The 10,916-nt window shown below is 69.3% G+C and carries 9 protein-coding genes; 7 read left to right on the plus strand and 2 right to left on the minus strand.

Going from position 1 to position 10,916, the window contains the following annotated elements; all coding sequences use genetic code 11:
• The first annotated feature begins 3 nt into the window (after positions 1–3).
• Positions 4–894 carry an AraC family transcriptional regulator gene (locus ACWCOV_RS19430; RefSeq protein WP_449830667.1) on the plus strand — a complete coding sequence of 297 codons (891 nt, stop codon included), beginning with the start codon at positions 4–6 and terminating at the stop codon, positions 892–894.
• A 74-nt stretch (positions 895–968) separates the two neighbouring features.
• Positions 969–1,628 carry a DUF998 domain-containing protein gene (locus ACWCOV_RS19435; RefSeq protein WP_449830668.1) on the plus strand — a complete coding sequence of 220 codons (660 nt, stop codon included), beginning with the start codon at positions 969–971 and terminating at the stop codon, positions 1,626–1,628.
• On the opposite strand, the gene ACWCOV_RS19440 is transcribed toward ACWCOV_RS19435, so the two are convergent.
• On the minus strand, positions 1,618–2,904 hold the full coding sequence (locus tag ACWCOV_RS19440; RefSeq protein ID WP_449830669.1) for an esterase-like activity of phytase family protein: 1,287 nt from the start codon (positions 2,902–2,904) through the stop codon (positions 1,618–1,620). The genes ACWCOV_RS19435 and ACWCOV_RS19440 overlap by 11 nt on opposite strands.
• Positions 2,905–3,050: 146 nt before the next feature.
• Positions 3,051–6,053 (minus strand): PQQ-dependent sugar dehydrogenase, encoded by a 3,003-nt coding sequence (locus tag ACWCOV_RS19445; protein WP_449830670.1) that lies wholly within the window; start codon positions 6,051–6,053, stop codon positions 3,051–3,053.
• 334 nt (positions 6,054–6,387) lie between these two features.
• On the opposite strand from ACWCOV_RS19445, the gene ACWCOV_RS19450 reads away from it, so the two are divergent.
• From ACWCOV_RS19450 to ACWCOV_RS19470, 5 genes are all read left to right on the plus strand, one after another.
• Positions 6,388–6,879 (plus strand): hypothetical protein, encoded by a 492-nt coding sequence (locus tag ACWCOV_RS19450; RefSeq protein ID WP_449830671.1) that lies wholly within the window; start codon positions 6,388–6,390, stop codon positions 6,877–6,879.
• A gap of 139 nt (positions 6,880–7,018) precedes the next feature.
• Positions 7,019–7,798, plus strand: coding sequence for an META domain-containing protein (locus tag ACWCOV_RS19455; protein ID WP_449830672.1), 780 nt, complete (start codon positions 7,019–7,021; stop codon positions 7,796–7,798).
• A 10-nt stretch (positions 7,799–7,808) separates the two neighbouring features.
• A complete protein-coding gene (locus tag ACWCOV_RS19460; protein ID WP_449830673.1) occupies positions 7,809–8,711 on the plus strand; it encodes a GIY-YIG nuclease family protein in 903 nt (300 codons plus the stop codon).
• 27 nt (positions 8,712–8,738) lie between these two features.
• Positions 8,739–9,320 (plus strand): SecDF P1 head subdomain-containing protein, encoded by a 582-nt coding sequence (locus ACWCOV_RS19465; protein WP_449830674.1) that lies wholly within the window; start codon positions 8,739–8,741, stop codon positions 9,318–9,320.
• 216 nt (positions 9,321–9,536) lie between these two features.
• Positions 9,537–10,916: lytic murein transglycosylase (locus tag ACWCOV_RS19470; RefSeq protein ID WP_449830675.1), on the plus strand; the 1,380-nt coding region annotated here is incomplete at its 3' end.

The following is a 10,916-nucleotide window of genomic DNA, read 5'->3' on the forward strand; positions in this document are numbered from 1 at the left end:
GATATGGCCGAGCTGCCGGTCGCTCTGGAGAGCGGCCTGATCTTCTTCACCGACGAGATCACCGCCGGCGCCGGGCGGCACTTCCACGACGACAGCCACCCGGTGCACACGCACAGCTTCATCGAGATCTTCACCGTGGTCGGTGGCACCGGTACTCACCTGTCGCCGCTCGGCGTGCAGCGGTTGACCGTGGGCGACGTCGTACTGCTTCGTCCGGGCGCTTGGCATGCGCTGGCGCACTGCGATGAGCTGGAGGTGTACAACTGTTGCTTCGCGCCGGAGATGCTGCGGCGGGAGCTCGCTTGGACGCGTGAGGACCCGCTGCTGTCCTACCTGCTCTTTGAAGGGCCTTACACACCCGGGCATCAGGGAACCCTGGCGTTGCACCTGTCACCCGAGGTGCTGGCCGAGTACGTCGGGCACCTCGAGCCACTGTCCGCGCTCCGGCCGCCGCGCGCCGAGCGGTACCGGGCGGACGTGATTGGGCGGTTGTCGTGCGGTCTCGGGTTGCTGGCGCGCGCTGCCGGTGAGGCGAAGTACGGCTCGGAGACGCCGGGCGTCACGCATCCCGCGGTCCTGCAGGCGATCCGCCTGCTGGAGTCGGATCTCACCCGAGCCTGGACGCTGCAGGACCTGGCCGACGCCTGCCACCTCGCCCCGAACTACCTGATCCGCCTCTTCAAAACCAACACCGGCCTACCCCCGCTGGCCTACCTCGCCCACCACCGCGCCGAGACCGCTGCAGTCCTCCTGGGCTCCACCGACCACCCCATCGCCCGCGTAGGCGCCGCTGTCGGCTGGCCCGACCAAAGCCACTTCACACGCCGCTTCAAAGCTCACTACGGCGTCAACCCGACCACCTACCGCAGGCACGGTCTGAAGATTTATCAGTAGGGGTGTCGATTTCGGCGGGGGTCGGTCGACGCAGGGGTGAAGTACGACCTCAGACCACCGGAAGGACCCCTGCGATGACTACCAACGAGTTGACGGTTTCGGCTCCCCGTCGTGTCTCCACCCGTGCCCTGCTGACCGGCGGGATCGTCGCCGGCCCGCTGTACGTCGCGGTCTGGCTGGTGCAGGCGTTCACCCGGGAGGGGTTCGACCCGACCCGGCACCCCGCGAGCCTGCTCGCCAACGGTGGACCGGGCTGGATCCAGACCGCGAACTTCGTCGTCAGCGGCCTGCTGTCGATCGGCGCCGCGATCGGGCTCCGCCGTACCCTCACCGGCCGCGGCAGCAAGTGGGCGCCCCGGCTGCTCGGTGCGTACGGCGTCGGCCTGCTGCTGGCCGCGATCTTCCCGGCCGATCCCGCAGCCGGCTTCCCGGCAGGCACCCCGGCCGACTACGCCGAGATCAGCGCCCGCGGCATGGGCCACTTCGTGGCCGGCACCGTCGGGTTCACCGGCCTGATCGCCGCCTGCCTGGTGGTCGCCGCGCACTACCGCAGCATCGGCCGCAAGGCCTTCAGCCGCTACTCCGCCGCCACCGGCATCCTGTTCTTCGGCGCCTTCGCCGGCCTCTCCGCCGGCGCCGGCTCCCGCCCCACCATCATCGCCTTCGGCGTCGCGATCATCCTCGGCTGGGCCTGGATCGCGAAGCTCTGCGCCGACCAGCGGGTCAACGGCTGAGCCGGATGGTCACCAGCCTGGTCTCGACGCCGCTGTCGACGAGGTTGCCGGCGGCGTCGAAGGCGGCTGGGCCGTCGGTCATCCCGAAGTCGTTGTCGTTGATGACAGCCAGGGTGTGGGGGTCGACCAGCGCCACGCCCTCGATCTTCTTCGGCGCGCCCGGGATCGTGTTCAGGTCGAGGAACAGCCTCTTCGGCAGCACCGGCGGGTTCGTCGAGGCTTCCAGCGAAGGTGTCGTGGCCGGGTCGTCCCAGCGGCTGCCGAGGATGTTGTAGCGGGCCGCGAGTACGACGCGCTGCAGCCGGGCCGCGTTGTCCGTGCGCTCCTGGACCAACAGGGTTTCGGGGCCATCGGCAACCACCGAGGAGATCTTCAGCTCCGTGGTGTCGTCCTCACCGGGGTCGACCACGCCGACCGGGTCGAACTGGTACGCGTACTCCGCCGTGACCTTCCCGCGCCGCGGCGAGAAGCGCAGCAGACGCGTGGTCCGGGACGCCTCGCCGACCGCCTTGGTCGGGTTGAGTAGCGGGCTCTGCAGCGCCAGCACCAGGTCGCCGCCGGGCAGTTGCGCGAGACCTTCGAAGCCGCGATTCCCCTTGCGGGTAAGGAAGATCGACGGGAGCGCCTCGATCACCGGGTAGTCGGCTCCGGTCAGTGACAGACCCTTCGGCACGTAGCGGGCGAGCACCTTGCCGCGCGCCGACACGTGCACGAGCGACGGGCTGTACTCGTCCACCAGCCAGAACGTCCCGTCGTGCGCCCGGACGATGCCCTCGGTGTCCAGGCCGTTCGGGTTCAGGTTCAGCCGGGTGGCAGCGTCGTACGTGTAGGGGATCTCGTCGCGGCTCGCCTGGTTGGACAGGCCGGTGACGGGGGCGCCGCGGCGGGTGGTGATCGGGATCGCGGTCAGCACCTGCAGCTTGCTGCCGGAGACCTTCACCTTGACGATCGCCGGGTCGAAGCCGGGCACCGGGAAGGTACGGCGGTTGGCGCCGTCGACCTTGATCTGGCCGTTCGGACCGCGGTCGGTGACGGTCCAGAACTCACCCGGCCGACCGGCGGGGAACAAGTCGCTGCCGATACCGCCGAGGTCGACACCCCGGTCGTCCGCGACGCTGCCCGGCAGCAACGCGTTGGAGAACGCCGCGAGCGGGATGTCCGGCAAGGTCGCCGTACCGACTACCCGAGCCTCCGGGCCCGCAGCCTGGGCGCCACCAGCCACCAGAGCCGTCGCGACCACAGCCGCCGCGCCCGCCACCACCAACCGTCGCATCATGCTTCCCTCCCAGGAACGTCATCGCGACATTCCTCGCCGGAGGTGAACACCCGCTGACCCCGAACCGAACACCGACCCAACGGCTCGGCACCGACCGGGTCTCCCAGTGAACGGACCGTGCGCCCCGAGATCGCGCAGTACCCGTTCTACGGCAGGACCCATTTCTGGTTGAGGGTGGATTGGCAGGTGTAGAGGATCAGGCGGGTGCCGTTGGCGCTGGAGGCGCCGGTGGCGTCGAGGCATTGGGCGGCGCGGACGTTGATGAGCGTGCCGTTCGGGCGGGGCAACCATTTCTGGCCCGCGCTGCCGTCACACGTCCACAGCACGGCCGGTGTGCGAAGCGTTGTACTGCGGGCGTCCAGGCACTTGCCGAGCGCCCGGATGGTGCCGTCCTCGAACTGGGTCCACTGCTGGTTCGCGTTGCTGTGGCAGGTGTACAGCGTGGTCGGCGTACCGTCGGCCGAGCTGGCCTGGTAGATGTCGACGCACTTGCCGCCGATCCCGCTGATCGGCCCGGTGTCCTGGAACACCCCGAACTCCCACAGCGAGTAGTAGCTCCCCGCGACACCCCGGGTCGTCGCGCTGATCCGCACGTACCTGGCGTAGTTGGGGGTGAACGTGAGGTTGTCGGTGCCGCCATCCCCGACCGTGGTCGAGTAGACGGTCTTCCACGTCCGCCCACTGCCCGAGACCTGGATCTGGTACGACTTCGCCCACGCCGACCCCAGCCAGCTGAGCAGCACGCGGTCGACCAGTTTCACCGAGCCGAGGTCGACCCGCAGCCACTGCGGATCGCTCCGCGCGCTCGACCACGCCGTCGTCATCGACCCGTCGACTGCCTTCGGTCCTTCCCGTCCCGCGGTGTAGACGCTCGAGACGGCCACAGGACGGTTGAGCGCCAGGTTCCGCTTCGCGATGTACGTCGCTGTGTACGTCGTCGGCGTGGCCGGCGCGGTGAAGTTGTGGTTCCGCGCACCGCCGTCGGACCAGGAGGCGAACCGGTAGAGCTTGCCGGCGGACGGCTGCAGCAGGTCGGCGGACAGCGAGCCGTTCGACCCGACGATCGCCGTACTGGTCGTCGGCGTGCCCACCGTCTTCGAGAAGTACGTGACCTTCAGACCCGCCGGCTGGGTCGCGAACGTGAGGCCGACGGTCTGCGGATCCAACCGCACACTCTTCACGCTGGTCAGCCCGCCGGCGTCCCGAGCGGTCAGCTTGAGCTCCAGGTACGACGGATACTCGTGATCGGGCGCCGTGAACGTGCCGCTGGCGCCAGTCATCGTGGTGATCTGGTGCGCGTGGCAGTCGCTCGGGCAGTGGTTCATGATCAACGCCCAGGTGAGCGCCGATCCGGGCAGCGTGCCCTGCTCGGGGTCGGTCGCCGTACCCGCGAAGCTGATCGTGTCGCCGACCTTCCACTTCGTCGCCGGAGTGGGTGCGGTGATGGTCGCTGTCGGTGGGCCGTTGGCCACGTCGATCTCGGTCGACGCGGTACCGACGCCGCCGCGGCCGTCGGTCACCCGGAGTCTCGCGGTGACCACTCGGCTGCCCGAGTAGGTGTACTGCACGGTCGCCGCGGTCGAGTCGTCGTACTGCCCGTCGCCGTCCAGGTCCCACGCGTAGGTGAGCGCGTCGCCGTCGGCGTCGTTCGAGGCGGTTCCGTCGAAGGTGACCGTGAGCGGACTCGGCCCGGACGTGGGATCCGCGTTGATGATCGCGGTCGGCGGGTTGTTCGTGCCGTTGTAGACGTAGCGGATGATCCGGCCGTTGTCGTAGTCGACGGCGAAGATGTCACCGCCCGGCCCGGTCTGCAGCCTGGTGGTGCCGTAGCCCGAGGCGAACGTGACGGTCTCGCCGGGGTCAGGCAGGCCGTTGGCGCCGGGGAGCATCGCCCAGACACACTTGCGGCTGTAGTCGGCGAAGAACAGCGCGCCGTCGTACTCCGGCGGGTAGTTGCCGTCTTCGTAGAAGGACATCCCGGTCAGCGACGAGCTCCCGGTGCCGCAGCTCTCGCCGGCCACGACCTTCTCGGAGTGGTGGTAGGCGTAGTACGGCGCTGCCACCGCAGCCGAACCGGCGGTGTACAGGTTCTCGCAGATGCTCAGGTCGTTCGCGTCGTACCCGCTCTGCTTGGCGGCGCCCTCGTAGCAGGGCCAGCCGAAGTTGGTCACGCCCGCGGTCGGGCTGACGATCCGGTTGATCTCCTCCCACGCGCTCCAGCCGACGTCGCCGACCCAGAGTTCGTTGGTGCCGGGACGGAAGTCGAACCGCATCGGGTTGCGCAGACCGTGCGCGACGATCCGGCGCGCGTTCAGGTCCGGGCTGCTCAGCATCGGGTTGCCAGGCGCGGCCAAGCCAGTGTCGGGGTTGATCCGGATGATCGATCCGTCGAGCGTCGCCGGGTCTCCGCTGGTGCGGATGTCCTGGGCCCGCAACGCGCCGCCCTCGGCCGACGGCGGGGCGAGCGCGGTGCCGGTCGGTGACGGCGGGTCGCCACAGGGGTTGTCGGGCGTGATGTCCGAGGACTGCAAGGAGTCCTGGCCGTAGTCGGCATAGTTGAAGTTCGCGCCCTCGCCACCGCCCGCGTACAGCATGCCGTCCGGCCCGAACTCGATCGAGCCGATCGAGTGGCTCGGGAAGACCTGGCACCAGTCCTCGATCAGCACCTGCTCGGCGACGGTCGTGCCGCTCGGCGTCAGGACGGACAACCGGGCACTGGCTTGGCAGCCGTCACCGGTCGGGCCGGGCGGTGACGGGCACGGGTCGTTGGTTCCGCCAACAGTTCCCCACTTCGGGGCGGTGCCGCCGATCAGACCGTCGTACGTGTAGAGCACGTAGACGCGGGGATCGGCCGGGAAGTCGGGGTGCAAGGCGAGGCCGAGGAGGCCGCGATCCCAGTAGTTGTAGACCTTCGTGCGCAGATCGGCGAACACGCTCGGCGTGCTGTCGTCGAGTGAGTCGAAGACCTTGACCAGCCCGCTCTTCTCGGCGACGAACACCCGGCCGTCGGCCGCGAACGCGACGTTCGACGGGTTCGTCAACCCGCTGAACACGACCTGCTCACTGAAACCGGTCGGCACGACCGCAGCGCGTGCCGGCTCGATCGTCGTCACCGGCGCCAGCAGCAGCACGCACACTGCCGCCAGCATTCTTTTGGCGGAAAACATGATGTAGCCCCCAGGCCAAGATAGCCCCACTCGCCCGGCCTCACCCCCCACAGGTGAGGGCCCAGACTGCCCGACAGCATGCGGCACGATCGGACCGCGGGGCAAGAGGAGGTTTCAAACGGTTACAGGGAAGAGTTCTGAGCCGGATCGACTGTGTTCGAATGTGTACGGACCGTTGAAGTCACGAGGTGGGCGCAGCAGATTGAGGCGCACGTTCTCGCCTGTGAGGGGCTCGCGCTGCGAGCGCTGAGCTCGGTCGACCAACAAGTACTTCGCCAAGCTCTACAAGGGCTACACGGCCGCGCAGAAGGAGATCGTGTGGCGTGACCTGTCGACGAACAGCGTCCGCGACGACGGCTGGGCGCGGCCGTCGATACTCGAGCGGCCGAAGGTGATCTACAACAAGGTCACCCGCAAGTGGGTGATGTGGGTGCACTCGGACGGACCGTCGTCCCCGACGAGCACCTCGACGTACGCCCGGGCCGAGGCCGGGGTCGCGATCGCGGACTCGCCGGTCGGGATGGCCCGGGACATGAACCTGTTCGTGGACGACGACGGCACCGGTTACATCATCTACTCGTCCGAGGAGAACCGGACGATGTACATCTCCAAGCTGAACCAGTCCTACACGTACCTGTCCGCGGTGCCGGAGAACGCCGTACAGGGCAAGGACTTCGTCCGGACGCCCGCGACTCCGACGGCGGTGTACACCGGCGAAGTGGGCGCGGACGGCAAGCTCACCGTGACCATCGCCCCGACCCGCGCCCCCGACATCCAGGTCAGCTGGCTGATGGTCGCGAAGAACTGAGTGGTGGGTTCCCCGGGACGCTCCCCGAGCGGGCGACCTGCGCCTGGACGGTAACCCGACGACCCGGGGAACCCAGCCACAGATCCCATCACACGATCGGGTCATGCAACGAATGGGGGCCGAATCGCATCCTCGGGGTATGAGGATCCTGGGGTTGCTGGTGGCAGGAGTGGCATTGACCGCCTGCGGTAACGAGGTGGTGGCGGCCGGTGACGCCGGCGGCTCACCGGTTGGCACGTCGTACCTGTCCGTGCAGGTCACCGAGGACGGCAAGGACAAGCCACTGGCTCCCGGGACGCGACTCCGGCTGGACTTCCCGAAGGACGGCGTGCTGGGCTTCAACGCCGGGTGCAACCAGATGGGCGGCGACGTCTCGCTCGACGGCGGCACGGTGGCGATGGCGTCGTACGGCGGGACCGAGATGAGCTGCGGTCCGGCCGTGGACGCCCAGGAGAAGTGGCTGGGGGAACTGCTGGCGGACCGCCCCACCTGGAAGCTCGAGGGCGATCGGCTCACCATCACCCGAGGCAGTACGACGATCGTGCTGCAGGACCGGGAGGTCGTCGAACCCGACGTTCCGCTCGCCGGGACGGTCTGGACCGTCGACGGCCTGGTGACGAAGGAAGCCGTCGACCACTACCACAGCGTGCCGCCGGCGACCCTCACCATCGTCGGCGATCAGGTCAGTGGTTCGACCGGCTGCAACCAATTCCATGGCTCGGTCACGCTGGCCGGGAGCACGCTGACCTTCGGTCCGCTGGCTGTTACCGACAAGGGCTGTTCCGGCGACGCGCTTCGGCTGCAGGACGGCGTACTGGCCAGGCTGAAAGGCAAACTCACCTACACCATCGACCACGACCGTCTGGAACTTCGGCGGTCCGACGGCACGGTCGGCCTCGATCTCGTCGCCGGCAAGTGAGAATGATGGGGTGAGTTCGGCACGGGCTGCGACGCGAGGTCTTCCGGTGGGGCCGGGCGTCTACCGGTTCCGCGATGCGACCGGGAAGGTCCTGTACGTCGGCCGCGCGGTGAACCTGCGCCGGCGCGTGCAGTCGTACTGGACGAACCTCGGGGACCGGCCGCGGTTGCGCCGGATGGTGGAGCGCATCGACCGGGTCGAAGGTGTGTGGTGCGACTCCGCGCACGAGGCGGCCTGGCTGGAGCGCAACCTGCTCGAGCACTCCAAGCCACGATGGAACCGGACCAAGGGCGGTCAGGAAGTCGTCGGCTACATCCGGTACGACGAGGGCCCGAAGCGGTCCGAGTTGCGGTTCGCCCATCTGGCCACCGGCCCGGCGCGACACTTCGGTCCCTACCTCGGCGGGGTCCAGATCCGGCTGGCGCTCTCAGCGCTCCATCGCGTTCTGCCGCTGGCCTACGCGGGGACTACTCATGGTTCCGCGCGCGAGTTCGCCGCCCTGCTCGGGGTCGGCGCGGCGGACCGGGAGACCCTTGCCCGCACCGCGATCGCCGTACTCGAACGTGATCCAGCGGCGGTGAACGGGCTGCGTGGCGAGCTGGAACGGCGGCGGGATCGCGCGGCGGGGGAGTTGCGGTTCGAGTTCGCGGCGAAGCTGCAGCACGAGATCGCGGCGATCGACTGGATCGTTGCCGAGCAGAAGGTGTCGTCGCTGGCTCCGCTGGACCTCGAGGTGGCCGGGTGGGCGGACGGGGTTCTCGTGCAGTTCCAGATCCGGGGCGGACGGATGTGCACGTGGAGGCAACGTGCTGTGGCCGAGCCGCCGGACCTCGTGTCCACGACACCGGCGCTGTGGAAGCCCTTCGCCCAGCGCAACGCCGAGCTCGCCGCTCGCCTGCTGCACGGTCGGTGACTTCCTGGGCGCATAGCATCTGCTGTCATGGCGCAGCAGAGTCCGTACGGCGTCCCGCCGCCGCGCAGCCGCGGTCCGCTGGTGTTGGTCGGCGTACTGGTGCTGGTGTTGATCGCTGTGCTGGCTGTTGGTGCGGTCGTCGTCGTACGGCGGGCCAACGAGCCTGACCCGCCGGCGATCGCGACCAAGCCGGCTTCGGCTGATGCGGTGCAGTTCCGTCGCGTGCTCAAGGCCTCGGCAGGTGGTTGCGACAGTGCATCGCCGGCTGCGTCTCCGACTGTGTGCGGTCTGGACGGCTACAACTACGTGCTCGGCAAGGTCGAGCTGGACGGCGGGCACGTCACCGAGGTCAAGGCCGCGCAGTCGCCGGAGAACACCGGTTGGCTGGTGAACCTGACCCTTGACGACTCGGGGGCCCAGCTCTTCGCCAAGCTCACCGGCGACCTCGCCACCCAGCAGGCCCCGCTCAACCAGCTCGCGATCGTCGTACGCAACCAGGTCGTCGCCGCACCGGCCGTGCAGTCCGCCATCCCCGGCGGGAAGCTGCAGATCACCGGCAACTACAGCCAGCAGGACGCCGAGAAGCTCGCCGGCCAGATCACCGGCTGAACCCTCCGATCCGGTCCGCCGCCGGCCCCGAACGACTGGGAAAGCGGGGGAGGCACCCCGCGACGGCGGAGGGATCGGATCATGCGAGTGCCCGGAGCGCGCAGGCTCGTCGAGCGACGACACGGTGGTCGACTCCCTGGTCGACACCTTGGCCGGCATCGCCAGGGCCGGTCGGTGGACCAGGGTCGGTGGAAGTTGGCGGGTGCCGTCGCCGCGGTGGTCACCCTCGCGGCGTTGGCTCCGCTTTCCGGCCGTTCGGCGACCGTTCGGTACGACGCGGCTGGGGCGGCTCCGGTGGCCGACCCATTCATCGAGGACGAGGTGCTGGCCGAGTACCTCGAACCGGAGCAACTGAAGGCCGTCCCCGCCGGCCCGGGTCGGGTCGCGAAACCGGTACAGCTGGTGCTCGCCGGCGCACCGGTGATCAAGACGCTCGGCGAGAGCGGCATCCCCGACGTCGCGCTGCGCGCGTACAAGCAAGCCGAGGCACGGCTCGCTGTCAGCGACCCCGCCTGCGGCGTGCCGTGGACCCTGCTAGCCGCGATCGGCCGAGTCGAGTCCAACCACGGGCGCTTCGGCGGCGCCCAGCTGCGCGCCGACGGCTCAGCAACCCGCCGAATCCGCGGCATCCCGCTCGACGGCCGCCCGAACGTCGCCCTCATCCGCGACACCGACAACGGCGCCCTAGACGGCGACACGACGTACGACCGCGCGGTGGGCCCGATGCAGTTCATCCCATCCACCTGGCGCGCGGTCAACGCCGACGCCAACGGCGACGGCTTCGCCGACCCCAACAACCTCTTCGACGCCACCCAAGGCGCCGCCCAATACCTCTGCACCGGCACCTCAAATCTGACCAACCCCACCCAAGCCGCCCAAGCAGTACGCCGCTACAACAACGCCACCTCCTACGTCCGCGTCGTACTCGCCCTGGCCCGCATGTACCAGTCAGGCCGCGTAGTCCCCCTCCCGTCCACCGGCGACGCCTTCCCGAACGACCCCACCGACCCGCCAGCCGCAAATCCCTGGCCCACCAACGCCCTGGCGGACCGCCCCTGGCGACCCATCCCCTGGCCGACCAAACCGGCCACCCAGCCCGCAAGCCGTCCCCAAACAACCACCCCACCCTCGACCCAACCGAACTCCACCACCCTCCGCCGCCCTACCCCTCCCAACCCGACCACCTCCACCCAACCCACACCCCCGACCCCAACGCAGTCCCGCCCCTCCAACCCAACCCGGCCCTCCAACCCCAACCCAACAACAACCCCGTCCACCCGACCCTCGACACAACCGTCCGCCCCACCCACAACCCGACCGCCCGCCCCACCCACAACCCGACCGTCCGCCCCACCCACAACCCGACCGTCCGCCCCACCCACAACCCGACCGTCCGACCCCACACGGCCAACGGCCCCGGACACCACGCAACCGCCCGCCCCGGACTCGGCCCGACCGGCGACACCGAGCACCACGCAACCGCCCGCCCCCGACCCGACACGCCCACCTAAGCCGAAGCCGTCCAACCCCGGCTCATCCGGCCCCGGCTCATCCGGCCCCGGCTCATCCGGCCCCGGCTCATCCGGCCCCGGCTCA

This window comes from Kribbella sp. NPDC002412, from assembly GCF_053592935.1.

Bases quoted from the DNA above. Each gene is read 5' to 3' on its own strand.
- ACWCOV_RS19430 (WP_449830667.1), top strand. From the start codon at position 4: ATGGCCGAGCTGCCGGTCGCTCTGGAGAGCGGCCTGATCTTCTTCACC.
- ACWCOV_RS19435 (WP_449830668.1), top strand. From the start codon at position 969: ATGACTACCAACGAGTTGACGGTTTCGGCTCCCCGTCGTGTCTCCACC.
- ACWCOV_RS19440 (WP_449830669.1), bottom strand. From the start codon at position 2,904: ATGATGCGACGGTTGGTGGTGGCGGGCGCGGCGGCTGTGGTCGCGACG.
- ACWCOV_RS19445 (WP_449830670.1), bottom strand. From the start codon at position 6,053: ATGCTGGCGGCAGTGTGCGTGCTGCTGCTGGCGCCGGTGACGACGATC.
- ACWCOV_RS19455 (WP_449830672.1), top strand. From the start codon at position 7,019: ATGAGGATCCTGGGGTTGCTGGTGGCAGGAGTGGCATTGACCGCCTGC.
- ACWCOV_RS19465 (WP_449830674.1), top strand. From the start codon at position 8,739: ATGGCGCAGCAGAGTCCGTACGGCGTCCCGCCGCCGCGCAGCCGCGGT.